Annotated in this window: 18 protein-coding genes and 1 pseudogene; 9 read left to right on the top strand and 10 right to left on the bottom strand. The window is 40.5% G+C overall.

The genetic code is table 11. The annotated features are described in order from the left end of the window. Positions 1–104: 104 nt before the first annotated feature. The 3 genes from F986_RS13135 to F986_RS13125 all read left to right on the top strand — a co-directional run bounded on the left by F986_RS13135 (position 105) and on the right by F986_RS13125 (position 2,565). A complete protein-coding gene (locus F986_RS13135) occupies positions 105–1,313 on the top strand; it encodes an MFS transporter (protein ID WP_004695818.1) in 1,209 nt (402 codons plus the stop codon). Beyond that, the gene (locus tag F986_RS18700; RefSeq protein WP_017397043.1) at positions 1,306–1,440 is read left to right on the top strand and encodes a hypothetical protein; all 135 of its coding nucleotides are present in this window, start codon (positions 1,306–1,308) and stop codon (positions 1,438–1,440) included. The genes F986_RS13135 and F986_RS18700 overlap by 8 nt, the downstream gene beginning before the upstream one ends. Positions 1,441–1,608: 168 nt before the next feature. Further along, positions 1,609–2,565, top strand: coding sequence for a TauD/TfdA dioxygenase family protein (locus tag F986_RS13125; RefSeq protein ID WP_004695816.1), 957 nt, complete (start codon positions 1,609–1,611; stop codon positions 2,563–2,565). A 122-nt stretch (positions 2,566–2,687) separates the two neighbouring features. Here F986_RS13125 and serC read toward each other — a convergent pair whose 3' ends face one another. After that, entirely contained in the window at positions 2,688–3,767 is a 1,080-nt protein-coding gene (gene serC, locus F986_RS13120) for a 3-phosphoserine/phosphohydroxythreonine transaminase (RefSeq protein ID WP_004695815.1), read from the bottom strand. A gap of 346 nt (positions 3,768–4,113) precedes the next feature. Between serC and F986_RS13115 the strand changes: the two genes are divergently transcribed. From F986_RS13115 to F986_RS13100, 4 genes are read left to right on the top strand one after another with little or no spacing between them, the layout of a single operon-like run. Then, the gene (locus F986_RS13115; RefSeq protein WP_017397044.1) at positions 4,114–5,610 is read left to right on the top strand and encodes a TolC family protein; all 1,497 of its coding nucleotides are present in this window, start codon (positions 4,114–4,116) and stop codon (positions 5,608–5,610) included. A gap of 12 nt (positions 5,611–5,622) precedes the next feature. Beyond that, complete coding sequence (locus F986_RS13110; protein ID WP_004695811.1) at positions 5,623–6,783, top strand: HlyD family secretion protein; 1,161 nt, start codon at positions 5,623–5,625, stop codon at positions 6,781–6,783. A gap of 3 nt (positions 6,784–6,786) precedes the next feature. Continuing rightward, positions 6,787–7,917 carry an ABC transporter permease gene (locus tag F986_RS13105; RefSeq protein ID WP_004640160.1) on the top strand — a complete coding sequence of 377 codons (1,131 nt, stop codon included), beginning with the start codon at positions 6,787–6,789 and terminating at the stop codon, positions 7,915–7,917. Continuing rightward, a complete protein-coding gene (locus F986_RS13100) occupies positions 7,914–9,002 on the top strand; it encodes an ABC transporter permease (protein ID WP_004695808.1) in 1,089 nt (362 codons plus the stop codon). The genes F986_RS13105 and F986_RS13100 overlap by 4 nt, the downstream gene beginning before the upstream one ends. 33 nt (positions 9,003–9,035) lie before the next feature. Here F986_RS13100 and F986_RS13095 read toward each other — a convergent pair whose 3' ends face one another. The 6 genes and pseudogenes from F986_RS13095 to F986_RS13070 form a co-directional block, all read right to left on the bottom strand. Next, positions 9,036–9,479 (bottom strand): hypothetical protein, encoded by a 444-nt coding sequence (locus tag F986_RS13095; RefSeq protein ID WP_004695806.1) that lies wholly within the window; start codon positions 9,477–9,479, stop codon positions 9,036–9,038. Between the two features lie 73 nt (positions 9,480–9,552). After that, positions 9,553–12,534 carry a DNA gyrase subunit A gene (gyrA, locus tag F986_RS13090; RefSeq protein WP_004695804.1) on the bottom strand — a complete coding sequence of 994 codons (2,982 nt, stop codon included), beginning with the start codon at positions 12,532–12,534 and terminating at the stop codon, positions 9,553–9,555. Between the two features lie 305 nt (positions 12,535–12,839). Next, positions 12,840–13,448 (bottom strand): hypothetical protein, encoded by a 609-nt coding sequence (locus tag F986_RS13085; RefSeq protein WP_004695802.1) that lies wholly within the window; start codon positions 13,446–13,448, stop codon positions 12,840–12,842. Positions 13,449–13,748: 300 nt separating this feature from the next. Then, positions 13,749–14,684, bottom strand: coding sequence for an FAD-binding protein (locus F986_RS13080; protein ID WP_004695800.1), 936 nt, complete (start codon positions 14,682–14,684; stop codon positions 13,749–13,751). Positions 14,685–14,701: 17 nt separating this feature from the next. After that, positions 14,702–15,454 (bottom strand): electron transfer flavoprotein subunit beta/FixA family protein, encoded by a 753-nt coding sequence (locus F986_RS13075; protein ID WP_004695798.1) that lies wholly within the window; start codon positions 15,452–15,454, stop codon positions 14,702–14,704. A gap of 480 nt (positions 15,455–15,934) precedes the next feature. Next, positions 15,935–16,541 (bottom strand): annotated as a pseudogene (locus F986_RS13070) (LysE family translocator). 114 nt (positions 16,542–16,655) lie between these two features. On the opposite strand from F986_RS13070, the gene F986_RS13065 reads away from it, so the two are divergent. Further along, the gene (locus F986_RS13065; RefSeq protein WP_004695793.1) at positions 16,656–17,150 is read left to right on the top strand and encodes an Lrp/AsnC family transcriptional regulator; all 495 of its coding nucleotides are present in this window, start codon (positions 16,656–16,658) and stop codon (positions 17,148–17,150) included. Next, positions 17,150–17,755, top strand: coding sequence for a GNAT family N-acetyltransferase (locus F986_RS13060; protein WP_004695791.1), 606 nt, complete (start codon positions 17,150–17,152; stop codon positions 17,753–17,755). The genes F986_RS13065 and F986_RS13060 overlap by 1 nt, the downstream gene beginning before the upstream one ends. Here the strand turns inward: F986_RS13060 and F986_RS13055 are convergent. The 3 genes from F986_RS13055 to dapF all read right to left on the bottom strand — a co-directional run bounded on the left by F986_RS13055 (position 17,682) and on the right by dapF (position 20,325). After that, entirely contained in the window at positions 17,682–18,080 is a 399-nt protein-coding gene (locus F986_RS13055) for a hypothetical protein (RefSeq protein WP_017397046.1), read from the bottom strand. The genes F986_RS13060 and F986_RS13055 overlap by 74 nt on opposite strands. A 334-nt stretch (positions 18,081–18,414) precedes the next feature. Beyond that, positions 18,415–19,326, bottom strand: a complete 912-nt coding sequence (locus F986_RS13050) for a tyrosine recombinase XerC (protein ID WP_017397047.1) — start codon at positions 19,324–19,326, stop codon at positions 18,415–18,417. Between the two features lie 153 nt (positions 19,327–19,479). Further along, positions 19,480–20,325, bottom strand: coding sequence for a diaminopimelate epimerase (dapF, locus tag F986_RS13045; RefSeq protein WP_004695783.1), 846 nt, complete (start codon positions 20,323–20,325; stop codon positions 19,480–19,482). Between the last annotated feature and the right edge of the window lies 1 nt (position 20,326).

Raw genomic sequence — 20,326 nt, 5'->3', positions numbered from 1 at the left:
AATATTCATTGTTTTTATTGATCAAATAGTCAATTTTTTATCATCGCTTTCAGCAAATAATTCACTTAATATAACGAACTCTAAGCTCATTTTTTGGTTGAAATATGTCAGAAACTCGTTTTTCCAAACCGCTGATTTACATGCTCATTGGAAGTGCAATAATTCTGGCATTATCACTGGGTGTCCGACATGGCTTTGGACTCTACCTTGTGCCTATGAGTGATGAGTTTGGCTGGGGACATAATGTTTTTAGTCTAGCGATTGCGATGCAAAACCTGATTTGGGGCGCTGCGCAGCCCTTTACAGGCGCATTAGCAGATAAATATGGCTCTAAAATCGTGGTTGCCGTCGGTGGTGTGTTGTATACCATCGGTTTGCTGCTCATGGCAGTCAGCTCTACGGGTTGGTTACTCAACTTAAGTGTCGGTCTTATTTTGGGCCTAGCATTATCTGCGACCTCTTTTTCTGTATTGTTATCCGCGGTGGGTCGTGCTGCACCGCCTGAAAAACGTAGCCTTGCTATGGGCATTGCCAGTGCAGCGGGTTCTTTTGGGCAGTTCATTATGCTGCCGTCAACCTTACTGCTGTTACAAAACTTTGGCTGGTCTGCGGCGTTGGTCGTTAGTGCACTTTTAATTGCGATGATTATTCCACTGGCTTGGATGCTCAAAGCTCCCGCCTTTGTTGTACCGAATGCGTCAACCAATCAAGTTCAGCTCAGCTTTAAAGATATTTTAGTCATTGCGAAAAACCATAAACCATTTTGGTTCCTATCACTTGGTTTTTTGGTCTGTGGCTTCCAAGTCGTCTTTATAGGTATCCATTTACCTGGCTATTTGATTGACCAGGGTTTTAATGCAACTACAGGAACTGTTTTCTTAGCGCTGGTCGGTTTATTTAATATCGTTGGCACCTACACTGCTGGTTGGCTAGGTGGGAAATATTCTAAACCAAAGTTACTGATGGGCTTATATGGGCTCAGAGGCATTGCAATTATTGCCTTTTTAATGCTCCCGCTCAGCACAGTCACCATCTATAGCTTTGGCGTAGTGATGGGTTTATTATGGTTATCTACAGTGCCTTTGACCAACGGTATTGTGGCCAATATGTTTGGTATTAAGTACCTCAGCATGCTGAGTGGCATCGTGTTCTTTACTCATCAAGTTGGTTCATTTTTCGGTGGATGGCTAGGTGGTGTGAACCATGACGTGACAGGTAATTATGACTTGATTTGGCTGTTCTCTATTATTCTGAGTGTTTTTGGCGTACTGGTACATTTCTTTGTCGATGAAAAGGCGGTTGTCCATGACTAATTCATTTTTATGGCTCAAGTGTGGTATCGGCATTAGCATCGTTGCTTTGTTTGCTCTGGCGATTAGCCTTTGGCTGAATACGCCTGACCTGTTTGAGTATTTTAATCAGGCATTTTGCGCACATTAAATCTGCATATTTTGAGCTCAATATTTTATTATAAAAGAAAAGCAATATAATCATTAACTTAGTATTTTTTTAAATTTTTTCATAAGTTTAGAACTTCTTTTAATTTTAAGGTTACACATATTTTGATTACATTTTCTCTAGACCCCATATCTAGAGAAAATAATCAAAATGACCGCATTAACCCAACTTTCACAAGCGATTCATGATGCCCCGCGTTGGCATCAACCTGAACAATTTCAAAATCCAGAAGAAATACAAATTATCCCACTGGCGGAAGAAGCCTTAGGTGCTGTGGTTTTTGGTTTAGATGCCCGTAAAGCCCAAGCAGGAGAGACCATCTATCGCTTAAAACAAGCTTTGGCCGAACATCTGATTTTAATTTTTAAAAACCAAACTTTGGATGATCTGCAATATTTAGCCTTTGCCAGCTATTTTGGTTCTATTTTCCGTCCAAGTGCAGACAATCCTGTGCTGGCTAGCCAGACTGACACTGGTGTTCCACCCGATGTGGTTCCTGTTTCCAATGCGGTCGGTCAAGGCGACTATACTGGTCATGGCGAACTCACCCCACATGCCGATCACCAGTGGACACCTCTTCCCTCTTTTGGCTCTCTGCTCTATGCCCTTGAGCTTCCTCAAGACGGCGGACAAACCTCTTGGTTCAATACCATCAAAGCCTATGATGCGCTTCCCGATGACGTCAAAAAGCAGATCGACCAGCTACAGCTGATTACTTATAACCCATTCGTCCGTGCGCAAAGTAATACTGGCAATACGGGTTATGGAGACAGCCCTTATTATCGCTTTAAAGATCAACCCATTTTAGGTCATGCCTATCCGCATCCCTTAGTCCGCACACATCCAGAATCTGGGCGTAAAGCGCTTTGGCTCAATACCCGTTCGGAAGTTGAATTACTCAATGTCGATGATACGGCAGGCAGTGAACTGATTGCTGCACTTCGTACGCACATCCTCAAACCTGAGTTCCGCTATGAACATCATTGGGAAACTGGAGATATTGTCTTTTGGGACAATCAGGCGACACTACATTCACGTCGTCCCTTTCCTGTCGATCAACGTCGCTTACTAAAGCGTATTAGTCTTGCAGGTGGGCGTCCGTACTAGGTGATAAATAAAATGAACAATTCATTGGCATGACACCAAAATGTCACGATTGTTTTAGATAATCTATTAAAAAACCAATAAAAAAAGCCCATCGTTTGATGGGCTTTTTTTATTTCTATGACTTAAGCATTGCGTTTCGCAAAGTCATCCATAAAATTCACTAGGGCTTGAACGCCTTCTAGTGGAACTGCGTTATAAATACTTGCGCGCATCCCACCAACTGAGCGGTGACCTGCAAGGTTCAACAAATGGTTTTCTTCAGCTTCTTTGAGGAAAAGTTTCTCCAAATCTGGATTCGCCAAAGTAAACGGCACATTCATAATTGAACGGTTTTGCACAGCAATTGGGTTCGCATAAAAATCGCTTGCATCGATATAACCATAAAGTAGTTTCGCCTTTTCAAGGTTCACTTTATGAATCGCTTCAACACCGCCTTGTTCAAGCAACCATTCAAATACCAGACCGGATAAGTACCATGCATAGGTCGATGGTGTATTGACCATCGAATCATTCTTTGCTTGCGAAGCGTATTTCAAGATGCTTGGAATTTCAGGTTTGGCTTGATCGAGTAAATCTTCCCGAACAATCACCAACGTTAATCCAGCAGGTCCAATATTCTTTTGCGCGCCTGCATAAATTAAACCAAATTTAGTTACATCAATCGGGGCAGATAAAATGCTTGAAGATAAATCAGAAATTAACGATGCACCAACCTCAGGAATTCCTGCAAATTGCAACCCACCAATGGTTTCATTATCGGCATAATGCACATAGGCAGCATCTTGAGAAAGGTTCCAAGTACTTTGCTCAGTGATTGCATGTTTACCATCAATTAAAGTACCCGCTTCAACAACATTGATGTCGCCATAGCGCTTCGCTTCTTTTAATGCTTTTTCAGACCAAATCCCAGTATGAATATAGTCAGCCTTATTATTGTTTCCTAACAAGTTTAGTGGAATCGCTGAAAATTGTAAGGATGCACCACCTTGTAAGAACAAAACTTTATAGTTCTCTGGAATGTTCATGAGCTTTCGCAAATCAGCTTCAGCTTTTTCTGCTACAGCAACATAGTCATTGCTACGATGACTCATTTCCATGATGGAAAGACCCTTGCCATGCCAATCGAGCATTTCAGCTTGGGCTTTTTCTAAAACGGCAGTAGGTAATGCAGCAGGACCAGCGCAGAAATTATAAGCACGCATGAATTTTCCTTTGTCAAAGTGGAACAAATTGAGATAGGAATTTAAGCACAGATTGACGCAGCTTGCAGCAGCTTATCGAGTAAATATTTCAATCTAATCATCTAAATCTTATTAATTTTTCAATCATGTTTATCCTTTTAAATTTATTTTAATCATCATTTGGATGCATATTTATAAACTTTAAAAACGAGATTTATCTTGTTTTTACTAGACTAAAAACTCTATTTTTTACAAATTGAATACACCAATCGGAGCGATATAACTATTTAATTAAAAAAATAATATTTAAATTTTATAAAAACAATTTATACTAATTCAGGATAATATTAAATTGCGACATACCATAATGTTGAAACGACATGATCGACCAAGTTTTAAGGTCAAACGGCTGCCTAAACAACTCAGCTTGAGTATTCACTTGATCAGCTGTGCTCTATTTTCGACTTCGCTATTTGCCCAGACGTTGAGTTATAACCAAGCCGAACAATATGTTGTCGAAAATGCTTATGCGTCTCAAGCACAACAAGCTTTGCAACAAGCCTCACAACTTGAAATGGAAGCGGTCAAACATTTAGGTCTTCCACGCATTGATTTAAATGCGCGTGCTTACTCTTTTCATAGCGAAACCAGCGTACCTTTAGAGTCAAGTAAACGCAGACTCGAAAACTCCCTGACACGTGGTTTTGATGACAAATTATCACAATGGGAAAATGTACTTTCGCCCGAGGCGATTGATCAAGTCAGTCAAGGTTTCGATCAAACCGTAAATGATGGTCTCAATAAAGTTCCAAATAATCTAGATGTCACCATTAAAGATCATGATGTCCGCACCTCAGTCTCGATGGTCATGCCACTTTACACAGGTGGGAAAATCAATAGCGCCAAACAAATTGCCAATATTCAGGCACAGCGCTCAAATATAAGTGTGAAACAACAACAAGATTCACAGCGTTTTGAAATGATTCAATCTTATTTTAATGTGCAATTACAACAGCAACTGCTCAACGCGAGTCTGTTTAATTTGAATGCCATGCAACAACACTATAACAATGCACTTAAATTAGAGCAGCAAGGCTTTATTAATAAAGGGCAACGCATGCAATTTGAAGTGGCACGCAATAATGCTGAACGTACTTATCAAAATGCACAGTCGAATTTGCGTGCCAGTCAATTTAGTCTTCAAAATCTATTACAGACTAAAGAAGGCTTAAATCTCAGCACCCCCCTCTTTGTAAATACTGTAGAAAACCATTCTCTGGATAAATTGCTGGCCAGCTATGACCAAAATTCCAGCTTGGTCAAAAAGTTGCAGATGGATACTCAACTTGCCAATGAAAATGTAAGAATCCAACAAGCAGCCAAAAGACCCAGCCTTTTTGCTTTTGGTGAATATGGCCTAGATGACAAAGAAAATTGGATTGTGGGCGTGATGGCAAAATACAATTTATTTTCAGGAGTAGATAAAAATAAAAATGTGCATGCCGCCGAGTTGAAGCGTTATGCCGCCGAACTCATGACTGAACGTACCAAACAAGAAATCGAAAACGTATTGTACAAATCTTATAGTGAATTAACTGCCTCTCAGACCAGTCATCAACTCCTGACTCAAAATACCAAAGCAGCGCAAGAAAACCTGCGTATTCAACAACTCTCATTTAAAGAAGGTATGGGTACTGCCACCCAAGTCATTGATGCTCAAAATGCATTAAGCGCTTTAAAAAGTGAAATGGCGCTTAATTCTTATAAATACATTTTATCTCTGGCCACTTTGCTACAAAGCTACGGTTCTATTGATGAATTTAAGCTTTATGTGAACCAGCCACGTACTGACTATATCCGCTAATTGGAGAATATTATGAGCCAAAATCAATCATCATCCAATTCAGAACGCGATACAAATGACGTGGCAAAAGCGGATGAAACGCAAACGACTAACGTCGTAAATGAGCAAGCATCTTCAACAGAACAAATTGACACTAACAAGACTGCTACACCATCAAATACTCAGGAACCACCAGCGCAACCACCCCAGAAAGGTAAAGCTAAAATTATTGGTCTAATTATTGTATTTATTTTGCTTGGCTTAATTGCATATGGTTTATGGAAAGCATATCAACCCCAAGCAGTTGAATTACAAGGACGAGTTGAAGCTGAAACAATACACATCAGCACCAAAGTACCTAGTCGTATCGAAGAATTTTATGTAACTGAAGGACAAGCCGTAAAAAAAGGGCAAGCGCTTATTCGCTTTGTGAGTCCCGAACTTGAAGCCAAAAAAGAACAAGCCCAAGCCGCCTTGCAAAGTGCAATGGCATTCCAGTCAACCGTTTATCGTGGTTCTCAACAAGAAAATATTGAAACTCTGTATGCCAACTGGCAAGCTTTAAAAACGCAAGCAGAACTTGCAGCAACAACCTATAAACGAGGTGAAAACCTCTATCAACAAGGTGTGATTTCTCGTCAACGTCGTGATGAGATGCTTGCGGCACAAACCTCTGCCCGTGAAACTGCTGAGGCGTCATATCAACAATATGCACGCGCTAAACGTGGTAGCACCGAACAACAGAAATCAACTGCCGATGCAAAAGTCGCCATGGCACAAGCTGCTGTCAAAGAAGCAAATGCATTGACAGAAGAAACCAAGCTCTATTCACCGGTCGACGGTACTGTATCGAAAACCTATGGCAAACCAACAGAGTTAGTCGCAACTGGTGTGCCTGTCGTCAGTATTATTGAAGACCATGAGATGTGGGTCAGTTTAAATGTCCGTGAAGATATGTATGAAAGTGTATATCAAAACAAAACTTTAGATGGTTTCGTACCTGCGCTGAATCAAAAAGTCACATTTAAAGTGAAGAACATTGATGTTGAAGGAGACTTTGCAACCATTAAAACCACACGTCAAACGGGTGGTTATGATATTCGCAGCTTTAAATTCCACTTAGTACCTGAGCAATCTATTCCAGATCTTAAAGTTGGAATGAGCGTACTTTTTAAAATTAAAGAGGCAAAATAACCAATGTTTGCTGCAATGCTTCGAGAGTTGCGTTATTTAAAATGCCATAAAGTAGATGCATTTATGGCAATCATTATGCCTTTATTGATCATCATCTTTTTTACCAGCATGCTTTCGGCTGGAAAAGCTGAGCACTTACCGATTGCCATTGTTGACCAAGATCAAAGCCAATTAAGCCGACAAATCATTCATAACCTCAGTATTAACCCAAGTCTAAGTGTAAAGACTATCAGTTCAAGTCAAGACGAAGTTGAACGTATGATTAATAGTACTCAGGTTTGGGGTTTTGTTTTCATTCCTGAAGGTGCGGAGCAACGACTTGTTCAGGCAAAAAATGCTCAAATTAGTATGGCGTATAACCAATCTTTTTTTACTATTGGCAATACCATTGCTTCAGCAATGCAAAGTAGCACCCTCAATGCCATTGGCGACTATTTAGGTAACAGTTATTTAGCAAATAAAATCCCTTATGCTGAATTCCCTACGCCACATGTCAAAGTCTCGATGCTATATAACCCCAGCATGAGTTATGAGCTATTTTTAGGACCGTTCATTGTTCCTGCAGTACTCCATTTATTGCTGTGTTGTTGTATTGCATTCGCAATCGGGCAAGAATTTAAGCGTCATACCTTTGCAGAATGGCTAGGTTCAACACAGATTGTTTCTCGATTTTTTGGAAAAATTTTGCTTTATGTGCTGATTTTTTGTTTCTGGACATGGTGCTGGATGTTCTGGCTCAGCCAGGTCAAAGGTTATTTTATCGCAGGCTCACTTAGCTTTCTTTTGATCGCTCAGTTTGTGTTTTATTTTGCATATGCCATGATCAGCAGTAGCGTTATCTTAGCTACCAAAGACCTGCCTAAAAGTTTTGGTTTTATTGCACTCTATGGTGGCTCATCCATGAGTTTCGCAGGTGTCACACTCCCCTTAAATAATGCTCCTGCATTTACACAATTATGGTCAATGATTATTCCATTTACCCCTTACGCAAAATTACAAACTGAGCAATGGGTGATTGGAAGCGATGTCATTATTTCAGTTATACCTTTCATTATTCTGCTCGTTTTTGCAGTGATATTTAGCTTATTAAGTCTTCGTTTATTGAGGAAAAATGTTCAGGAGATTCACTCATGAAATCATTTTTCTTTTATTACAAACAAACTTTCAAAAATATTGTGAAAAATAACTCAGTGTTTACCACACTGATTGCCTCTATCCTCATGTATAGCTTTTTCTATCCAACTGCCTATAAAGCGCAAGTTGCAGAAAATATTCCGATCGTGATTGTTGATGAAGAACAAAGTGTTTTAAGCTCTAAAATTATTAGTCAAACTGCTAGTAGCCCCCATATCCAGATACAGGCTGTCACAGGGAACTTCCTTGAAGCAGAACAAATGGTGAAAAACCAAAAAGCTGAAGCGATCTTATTACTTCCAGAAAACCTGAGTCAAAGCCTCAGACGTGGTGAAATGGGAGGGATTGGGCTTTATCTCAGTACAGCATATTTTTTACAAACTAAAGAAGCTGCTACAGGTCTTGCGACCTCGATCGAATATACACTGAAAGAGCATTTGGAAAAATTTGGCGAAGCCTCCCAATTTGAAATTGAGCTGCCAATCCACGATATTCCGTTATTTAATACTTTATCAGGTTATGGCAGTTATATTTTCCCTGCTGTTGCCAGCCTAATTATTCATCAAACCATCGTGCTCGGTTTAGGGATGTTATTGGCCGGATACCGCGAACAGAAATGGCGACCAACGATGACGGAATTTTTTGCGATTTTTTGCGCTATTTTGACCATTGGTATGCTCGGTTGTTTATATTTATTTGGCTTTATTTATTGGTTAAATGACTACCCACATGGGGGAAATTTTAGTGGCATGTTACTGGCCGTGCCGATTTTTATAGGCTGTATCGTAGCTTTAGGCATGTTGATTTCAACATTTTTCGATATGCCTGAACGTGCAGGACATGTCATTGTATTTACCTCTATTCCGCTATTTCTACTTTCAGGAACAGCATGGCCACACGCCGCAATGCCCGCTTGGATGCAATACTTGGGCAATGTTTTGCCATCGACCCAAGGGATTCAAATGTTTATTCAACTGAACCAAATGGGTGTACCAACTGCACTTATTCTGCCGAAACTACTGTATCTCTTTGTGTTTGGTATAGCGTGCGCAGCATTTGCTTATTGGCGTCTCAAGCATCGCTAAATTTTAGAACGTATTGATAGCAATTCTACCCATTTAATCCGTTGAAGCCCCATAAAGTTTGACATCAAAGCTGCGAATTTTTGTGCTTCCGCCGGCTTTGTCAAAACCAACATCGTATTGAACTAGGTTTTTATTGCTATAAGCATATTCATAGGTAACTGCGTACAAACTTGGCTTTTCTGTCGATTTTTCAATGTGTTTCGATACAATTTTTTGAGTCGTAATAGCTTGTTTAGGAATCGATTTTGCAAATTTGCGCATGTCTTTTTCATGAGTTTTAAATTCACGCTGTAACTCTGGCTCAAAATAAGTATAGAGCTTCGGAAAATCACCCTGAGTAAAGGCTTGATAAGCTTGCTGAGCCACTTGCTCTTGAGCAGGACTCGGATTTGGGATCGAATCCAATGCCTGTTGTCCCAATTTATCACACGCTGTTAAAGCCAACGCACAACTCAAAACCAGTAATTTTGCTTTCATAAAATCTTATCCACCACTAGGTCATCGCCAATATGAAAAAGGACGCCGAAGCGCCCTTTTCTTTTTCATTCAGTTAGTCTTCGTTCGATGTATTGGTATCTGTAGTATTTTCAGATGCATCTACATTTACTTCGTCAACCACAGTTTCTTCAGTTGTTTCAATAGAAGCATCTAAAATATCATCTTCGACTTCAACTGCTTCAACAGCAACGACACCGACCAAGATTTCTTCATTACCTAAACGAATCAGACGTACACCTTGTGCATTACGACCCGTTCTAGCAACTTCAGAGGCACGAGTACGAACTAAAGTACCGCCATCAGAAATCAACATCAACTCTTTAGATTCATCAATTGCAACCGCACCGACCAACTCACCGTTACGTTCAGATGTTTTGATGGCAATAACACCTTTACCACCACGTTTCTTGGTTGGGAAGTCATCAACAGGCGTACGTTTCCCATAACCATTTGCAGAAGCACACAGTACTTCGCCAGTTTCAGGTACAACAACTAATGAAACAATACGGCTTGCCACATTTAAATCAGAAGATTCTTCATCATCTGAATCTGTGTCAGTTTCAACATCATCTTCGGCCTGGGCTGCAGCTAAAGTGACGCGCATACCACGTACCCCTTTTGCAGTTCGCCCCATCACACGTGCATCAGTTTCAGAGAAGCGGATTGCTTTACCTTCATTTGAGAACAACATGATTTGCTGTTCGCCATCAGTGATTGCAACACCAATCAAGGTATCTTCTTCTTTCAGCTCAATTGCACGTAAGCCGTTTGAACGAACATTACTAAATTGTTCTAATTCAACACGCTTGACCGTACCAGATGCAGTTGCCATAAATACAAAGAAGTTCTTACGCATTTTCTCTGCAAGATCAGCAAATTCAACAACGGTTTCATTGTCCAAATCTGTTGTTGAAAGCTCAACACCCAACTCTTTCAATTGCTTACGTAATGCATCAGAGAGTTCATCAGCATCTTCAGCCAACTCATCGAATGAAGCTTTTAACGCTTCATAATGCGCGTCGATAATACTATTTTCACGTAATATCGCGACATTGCTACGCACAAAGTTTTTGAACTCAGCTAAGCGTTCTTTAAATTTCTTCGGCGCATCAATCACAGGAAGAATTGCTGTGATTGTCTCATCGGCATCCAGTGGCAATAAGTTCACCATTGGGCGACCTTTTGAACCACGCGATGCTTGAGGCACTTCAAACACTCTCAGGCGATAGACTTTACCAACATTGGTAAAGCACAACACTGTGGCATGGTTAGAGGTCACAATCAGATGCTGGATGTAGTCATCTTCTTTCATCGAGGTCGCAGATTTACCACGTCCACCACGACGCTGCGCAGCATAGTCTGAAAGCGGTTGTGTTTTCGCATAACCTGTTTTTGAAACAGTCAGTACCACTTGCTCTTCAGGAATTAAATCTTCACGCGAGAAGTCAATACGAGACTCAACAATTGCGGTACGACGAGCATCGCCGTATTGTTGCAAAATTAAAGCTAATTCTTCTTTAATCACTGCCATCAATAAATTGAAGTCATTTAAAATAGCTGTGAGTTCAGCAATTTGACCTAAAATTTCAGTATATTCAGCTTGTAACTTGTCTTGTTCAAGACCCGTTAAACGGTGCAAACGAAGCTCAAGAATCGCACCGACTTGCGCAGGCGATAAACGATAAATCTGACCATCTAAACCAAACGGGCGGCTTGGATCTTCACCTTCAATTTCGTCGGGACGTACAGAAACAGAACCTGCTTTTTCAAGCAATGCAATTACATTCCCTGCTGCCCACTCACCTGCTTGTAAACGCTCACGTGCCTCAGCTGGGTTTGCAGAAGTTTTAATGGTTTCAATGATCGCATCAATATTTGCTAATGCTACCGTCAAACCTTCTAAAATATGGCCACGTTCACGTGCTTTGCGCAATTCAAACATGGTACGACGCGTCACCACTTCTTGGCGGTGACGAATAAATGCCGCAACAATGTCTTTCAAGTTCATTAACTTTGGCTGGCCGTTGTCTAAGCACACCATGTTAATGCTGAAAGAGTTTTCCAACTGCGTGTTTTGGAATAAGTTATTTACCACAACTTCAGCATTTTCACCACGCTTTAAGTCAATGGCAATACGCATCCCGTCTTTGTCAGATTCATCACGTAGCTCAGAAATACCTTCCAGTTTTTTCTCTTTCACCAACTCAGCGATACGTTCAATGGTTCTTGCTTTGTTGACTTGATATGGAATTTCTGTGAAAATGATCGTGGTACGACCTGTTTTTTGGTCTTCTTCAAAGTGGTATTTACCACGAATATGCAAACGACCTTTACCCGTACGGTAAGCATCAACAATGCCCGCTTTACCGTAAATAATGCCACCTGTAGGAAAGTCTGGACCCGAAATATATTCCATCAAGCCTTCAATTGAAATATTTGGGTTTTCAGCATAGGCCAAACAAGCGTTCACCACTTCAGTCATGTTGTGCGGCGCCATATTGGTCGCCATACCCACAGCAATACCTGTAGTACCGTTAATCAGTAAGTTAGGAATACGCGTTGGCATCACTTGCGGAATACGTTCAGAACCGTCGTAGTTATCTTCCCAATCCACCGTATCTTTTTCAAGATCGGCAAGAATTTCATGAGTCAACTTACGCATACGAACTTCGGTATAACGCATTGCAGCTGCGCTATCGCCATCGACCGAACCAAAGTTCCCCTGACCATCAACCAATTGATAACGTAAGCTAAAGTCTTGAGCCATACGAACAATGGTTTCATAAACAGCAGAATCACCGTGTGGGTGATATTTACCGATCACATCACCAACCACGCGGGCAGACTTTTTATAAGCTTTGTTGTAGTCATTACCCAATTCGTGCATTGCATAAAGCACACGACGATGAACAGGTTTTAGACCATCTCGAACATCTGGCAAAGCACGAGAAACAATCACGCTCATTGCATAGTCAAGATACGAGTTCTTGAGTTCATCCTCAATCGCAATCGGTCTGATTTCCGATACGCTCATGCATACTCCTTATTCTACAAACGTAAAACCGCTTGCATTTATATGTCGTAAAACTTGCAAAATTATTAGTTCAAAATACTGAACTAAAAACTGAAATATAGCCGTAAATTATAGCATAAACACTCTGATTTTTGTGTCACGTCACCACAGTTAATCTCGTTAATTTTCTTTAATTTAGGGGTTATTTTTTACACATGTATAGGATGTATATTTACAGCTGCATCACATTCCCTATTAGCGTTACATAAAATGCAAAAAACCCTCATTTTTGAGAGCTTTAAGTCATGTCTTGCCTATCTTTAGACTTACTGATCGATGCCTTGCTTATCGCGCTGCATAATATGAAATGCCACCATAAACAAACCCAGTATTAAAGGAAACTCATATAGCTCCTCCATAAGGTCTTTATATGCAATCTGATGTAAGAAAATTCCACCATAAATGCGACTGTGTTCAATGCCGTCAGAAATAATCAAACCCAACACCGTGAGCAGCATTGCCCAAGCAGGTATCGTCATGCTCTTCATTTTTGTCGCAATCTCATGGCGCAATGGTTTAACCAACAACATAAACACGACTGAACCAATCAAAACTACCGAGATGCCACGAAAATATACTTTTGGGACTTCAGGGAAATAGTCTCTACCCCAACTGGTGCTACGTCCAAACAAAAGCAACCACCACAACACAGCCCAGATCCAAAAATACTTTTTACCATCAGGAAGATGCATCGGTTGCATGTAAAAATAGCTAAATACAGCAAATATCAATAAAAGTAACGCTTGAATATTTTCCACGCCACGTACAACAGCACCACCTAAAAGTGGAAACTGCAGATCAGCTAAAAATGGAAAAATTAGACACAGAACAGCAAGGATCAGAACAGACCAAGATACACGCGTATCAATCAGCAAGATTACAACTCCCAACTTAACAAAAAAAGTTTTATGTAAGTTAAGCTTAAAAATGGATGGCAAATAGTATCATAAATCTGAATATTCAGATGCACACTCATCTTAAGAAATGCTTAAATTTTCATTATTATTTGCAGAATACAAGGACTTAAAATAACAAAATAAATATCGAGTGATTTTAATTTTTTATAATATTAAAGAACAGCTTTAGCACATAAAAAAAACGCTCCTGCACATAGCAGTTAAGCATTGCTTAAACTGCTTGCACAAAAGCGTTTTTTTTTGAAACGTTGTCAGGAATTAGATTTTAGATACTAACTCTGGAACAACGGTATTCAAATCACCTACTAACCAGTAATCTGCTACTGCATTGATAGGCGCTTCTTCGTCTTTGTTGATCGCAACGATCACTTTAGAGTCTTTCATACCTGCCAAATGCTGGATCGCACCAGAGATACCTACAGCGATATACAGATCAGGCGCAACAATTTTACCTGTTTGACCTACTTGCATATCGTTTGGAACGAAACCAGCGTCAACCGCAGCACGTGATGCACCTTGAGCAGCGCCCAATTTGTCAGCCAATGGGTCAAGAACAGTATGGTAGTTCTCACCTGAACCCACACCACGACCACCTGAAACCACAATACGCGCAGCAGTTAATTCTGGGCGTTCAGATTTTACGATCTCTTCAGCAACAAACTTAGAGATACCCGCATCTTTTGCTTCGCTTACAGCTTCAACCGCAGCAGAACCACCTTCAGCAGCGATAGGGTCAAATGCTGTACCACGTACAGTACCAACAATGATTGCTTCATCAGACTGAACTGTTGCAATCGCGTTACCTGCATAGATTGGACGCTTAAACGTATTTGCAGATTCAACAGCAATGATGTCTGTGATCATGCTGACATCAAGAAGAGCAGCCACACGTGGAAGAATATTCTTACCCGTTGTAGTTGATGCAGCCAATACGTGTTTGAAACCACCTTTAGCAATATCTGCAACCAAAGCTGCAACGTTTTCAGCCAATTGGTTTGCGTAAACTGCGTTGTCAGCAAGTAATACTTTGCTTACACCCGCAACTTTTGCAGCAGCATCAGCAACAGCTTGAGCGCCAGAACCAGCAACTAATACAGTGATATCACCACCGATTTTTTGAGCTGCAGCAACAACGTTTAAAGTTGCACCATTTAGTGCTTTGTTGTCGTGCTCAGCGATAACTAAAATACTCATGATTTTATCCTTCTGTATTAGATCACTTTCGCTTCATTTTTTAGTTTTTCTACAAGTTCGTCTACAGACTTCACTTGTACGCCAGCTTTACGTTCAGCAGGCGCTTCAACTTTAACTGTTTTAAGTTTAGTTGTTGTAGAAACACCAAAATCAGCAGGAGACTTCATATCCAGCGGTTTTTTACGCGCTTTCATGATGTTTGGAAGAGCAGCATAACGTGGCTCGTTCAAACGTAAGTCAGTGGTGATGATCGCTGGAAGTGCAAGCTCAACAGTTTGTAAACCACCGTCGATTTCACGAGTTACTTGTACTTTGTCGCCATCGACTTTAACTTCAGAAGCAAAAGTACCTTGACCTGCACCTAGAAGTGCACCAAGCATTTGGCCGACTTGGTTAGAGTCATCATCAATTGCTTGCTTACCAAGAAGAATCAACTGAGGTTGTTCAGCGTCAACAACGCCTTTCAACACTTTCGCAATTTCTAATGCACCCAGTTGGCTGTCATCAGCTTCAACTAAAATACCGCGGTCAGCACCAAGCGCCATAGCAGAGCGGATTTGCTCTTGCGCTTCTTTAGGACCAATAGAAACAACGATGATTTCTGAAACAGTTCCTTTTTCTTTTAAGCGAACCGCTTCTTCCACTGCGATTTCACAGAATGGGTTAATTGACATTTTAACGTTGGTTAAGTCAACACCACTGTTGTCCGGCTTAACGCGAACTTTAACGTTGGCATCAACCACACGTTTTACAGCAACAAGAGCCTTCATGTAATCCTCGGCTGTTTTAGCAAATGTAAATGTTGAGAAAAGTTAGTTTAACTCTTCACTTAAATTTTTTTAGGTGCCCTATCTTGCAATGTGTACGGCATTTCGGTCAAGTCACAATTCACCAAAGAGCTGTAAAAATGCGTAAATTTAGCTGAACGACGCGTTCATACTTTTTTGTACGCACTATATTTGCACAAAATCACACTCAGATTAAGTTATGATTTTTATTATATTTTTATCTGATTTACATTATTCAAAGATTTGATTTCTTTTCTCTAAGATTCACCATCAAATAGATTATTGACTGTCTGTTCACATCTTTATCAGGCTTCACAAATCTGTCATTTAAGATAGATCACACAGCCTTAGATTCAAATACTCATTATTCTAGACATACGATGACACAATATTGCTGATTTATTAACCAATCTAAAAACTTCCTCAAAAAAAAGCATGCCATTTTGACATGCTTCTCTGAGTTTAATTGGCAATCAGCCATGTCGCGGCCAATGCCAGCAAACCACCTGAAGTGCCATCAATCCATTTTTGCTTACGTTCATCTATTGGGGCCTTCTGTGTCAGTTTTGCAAAAATCAGACTCAAACTACAGTAGACCACAAAAATCATCGCGATAAAGAGTAAAGATAAAATCAAACCTTGACTGACAGTGTTGGCAGATTTATCGATAAATTGCGGCAAGATTGCAAAATAGATAAGCATACCTTTAGGATTTAATAGTGCGGTAAAAAAGCCTTTTTTTGATCGGGTTATTTTCCGTTTTTCGGTCTAGTTGCAATTTTTTAGTGCTAAAAACCGACTTTAATAAACCAAAGGCCAAATACAACAAATATGCAATGCCCAACCAACGGATGGTTTCAAATAAAAGTGGGAAAGACACAATAATGGCAGCAATACCCAAAGCCACTAAAATTGAATGTAGTAAATAGCCTGTACATACGCCGATAGTCGCCATCATGCCTGCTTTTGCATCTTTGCCCATAACTTGAGACAGAATAAATAACATATCTGGCCCGGGTGTAAAAATTAGTGGCAGCACGGTCAGTGCAAAGAGTACATATACAGACATTTCCTTTCCCCTTTCATCCATTAGAAAGTGAAAATTAGTATGTGCGAAATAATACAAAATTGGCTTTCAATTTATTCTATAATAAAACGTATTTTTAAAATTATATTCTAAGATATGAAACAATCACCAAAGTCTGTGCGCATAAAACTTGACCGTATTGATAAAAATATCATTCGCCACTTACAAGACAATGGCCGTATTCAAAATAATGACTTAGCACGAGAAATCGGTCTATCACCGTCTTCATGCCTAAGGCGCGTCAAACTATTAGAAGAAGCAGGTGTTATTCAAAATTATACCACAGTGGTCGATCCACAAAAAATTGGCCTTCAACTGATTCTGTTCTCGCGTATTTGGCTGGTCGGTCAAGATGCCGAAACTATCGACACCTTTATTGAAGCCATGAAAGAGCTCCCTCAAGTCATGGAATGCTACATTATTTTAGGGGAATGCGATGCAATGCTGAAAGTTGTAGTGCCTGATTTAGAAAGCTATCGCGAGTTCCAATCCACACATTTGACCAAAAAGAATGGCATTACCAGTGTCAAAACAGACTTGCCAAGTCAAATCATTAAACAAAGTTTCCAACTGCCGCTTGATGAAATCTAATGTCAGCGCATTTAAATTTTGCGATAGAAACGGCGCGTTTACGTCTAAGAGCTTGGCGCGCAGATGACTTTCCTGCATTTGCGCAGCTAAATGCCGATGCTCAAGTGATGCGTTATTTTCCTAGTCCACTCACGCAAACAGAAAGCGATGCCCTTGCGCAAACGTTTCAGCAATTCATCAGTCAAAATGGTTGGGGCTTTTGGGCAGTCGAACTGAAGCATAGTCAAGAGTTCATTGGATTTACAGGCTTACATGCTCAACCTGAGTGCTTTGATTTTTCACCCTGTGTCGAAATTGGTTGGCGATTGGACTCGAAGTTTTGGCATCAGGGTTATGCCACAGAAGCTGCACAGGCTTGTCTATATTTTGCTTTTTCGATTTTAAACTTGGATGAGGTTGTTGCTTTTACCGCAGTTCAAAATAGGGCTTCTGAAGCGGTAATGAAACGTCTCGGCATGCAACATCGTGGCTATTTTAATCATCCTAAACTCGATCAAAATAGCCCACTGCTTCGATATACGCTCTATGCCATTAAGCCAACTGACTTTCTAAAAAATCACGATGAATATGACTTAAATCAATCAATTCATATTGTCCAAGATTAAAAATTTTCCAGACTTCAAGAAAGTCGTCTTTTAAATCAATGCTATTTGAGGGCTGTGCAGTCGCTTGCCACTGTAAATCGGAAATCCATAAATAGTATTGCCCAGTCTCTGCATTAAAAGCCTGAACTTTACCTGCTGCATTGACGCCTTGAACAAATGCATTTTCAGGCAGTACAGGTTCAATATTGGCTAAACTAATTTCAACAAAGTGTTTGACCTGACGCAAACCATAGCCCGCAAAAATTTCTTTTTGCGCGGAGCTGAGTTGATCATACTTTGCTTGTATATCTGAAATCATATACTGACCTATTTTCACATTTGTCATCTTCAATATAAGCTTAAATCTACCGTTTCATTAAACTGGAACATTAAGCCCATCCTCTTTTAAGTTTATACTCTATTTTTTGCCGATTTATTATTCTACAAAAGTTCATAATCACACTTTTTCTAACAAAAGTGAGCGATCATTGCTACTTATTGATCAAGTTGATTAAAGCAAGAATAATGCCGAATCTCACAGACCGCCCTAGTGCGTAAATGCGTACAATAGTTATCTACGGATGTGTTTACGCCGTTTGTTCTGACCTTTGGCATTTAACCTAAAACACAGCGCTATAGTGCATGCATTATGTGACACTATTTTTTAAAGTATGTATGAACTAAGTTTTCACCTTTTGCTGTGCTCGTGGATGCGTCTGATCATACACTTGAGCCAGTCTGTCAAAATCGACATGGGTATAAATTTGGGTGGTACTTAAGTTGCTGTGGCCTAACATTTCCTGCACTGCGCGCAAATCACCACTGTTTGACAGCATGTGACTAGCAAAACAATGGCGTAGTAAATGCGGATGCAGATCAATATTTACGCCTGCACGCTGTGCTTGAAACTTGACCCGATTTTCAATCTGGCGCATCCCCAAAGGATTGCCCTTTTGAGTAATAAAAACTTGTGCGTCGGGCACAAAATCACCATTCCATAGCGGATAAATGCTCAGCCATTTCATTACTGCATCTTTGGCTTTAGAACCAAAAGGCACAACCCGAGTTTTATTGCCCTTACCTGTAATACGCAGTAATTGTCGGTTAAAGTCGATATCTTTAATTCTTAAGCCTTGCACTTCCGCTAAGCGTAATCCACTGGCATAAAGCAGCTCTAGCAAAGCTTTGTCTCGATACCACATTTGCTGTTCGACTTCTTTCTCAGGCAAGGCCTGATCCAAAATTTGATTGATAGTTTCAATATCCACTAGCCCTGGTAAAGGGCGAGGCTTACGTTTAAGTTGAAAGTCATCGGCAGGGTTAAAAGCCAAATGTTGCCCCTGCTCAGCCCATTTCATAAACTGACGAATAGAGGACAACATCCGCTGTAAACTACTAGAGCTCAACTGTTGATATTCAACTTTTTGCGCAATAAATTCGCGTAAATCAGTGGCTTCAACATCGCCCAACTCAAGCTTTTTCTGTTCGCAAAACAACAAAAAATCAGACACATCTCGTTCATAAGCCTGCAAAGTATGGGCAGACTGATTTTGTATTTCTCGTTGTTTTAACCACATCGCGAGCAGTTGCATAGGCTCAAAAGTCACAAGTCAGCCTCTATAGTTCTATTCGGTGAAAAATTAATTGGCTTTTGTATAGTAGCACTGTCTCAGCTCTTTATATGCCTATTTCATTTTTGATAAAAAAAGCACTGATGAATCAGTGCTTCTTGTGTGACGCTAAACTTAGTTTTGATAGTAACTCAGATCGATACGTCCTTCGTAGACATTTGAGGTTGGGCCCGTCATCCAAACCACATCACCTTCACGCCATTCGATATGCAACTTACCACCTGCTAGCTCAATCTCAACAGATGAATCGAGTAAACCACGGCGCATACCTGAAATCGCAGCAGCACAAGCTCCTGTCCCACAGGCCAAGGTTTCGCCTACACCCCGTTCAAACACACGTAAGCGCGCATGCTTTTCATCAATGATTTGCATAAACCCAGCATTCACACGCTGAGGAAAACGCTCATGGGATTCAACTTGAGGTCCTAGACGTGCAACATCAGCTGTGATCACGTCGGGAACGATTGTAACTGCATGAGGGTTACCCATATTCACCACATCAATGGTCAATTGCTCATTGTTCGCCAAAGCAATGTCATACAATGCTTCAGGAGCATCCGCAATAAATGGAATTTCCTGCGGCAAGAACTTTGGATAACCCATATTCACACGTACCCAGCCATTTTGACCAAGTTCGGGTTCTACAATTCCAGCCTTGGTTTGTACTTTAATCTTAGTCTTTGTAGTGAGCTGACGCTCATGTACAAAGCGTGCAAAGCAGCGCACGCCATTACCACATTGCTCTACTTCAGAACCATCGGCATTGAAAATTCGGTATTTGAAGTCGACATTGGGTAAATCAGGTGGCTCAACAATCAACAACTGATCAAAACCGATGCCGAAATGGCGATCCGCCAAGCGCTGAATCGTAACAGTATCAAGGAATGCTCTTTGGCTGATTAAATCAACCACCATAAAGTCATTGCCTAGACCATGCATTTTGGTAAATTCTAATAACATC

The organism is Acinetobacter johnsonii CIP 64.6 (assembly GCF_000368045.1).
Classification (GTDB): Bacteria; Pseudomonadota; Gammaproteobacteria; order Pseudomonadales; family Moraxellaceae; genus Acinetobacter; species Acinetobacter johnsonii.
Note: the sequence above shows the minus strand (reverse complement) of the source record. Positions and strands in the feature narration are given on the sequence as shown.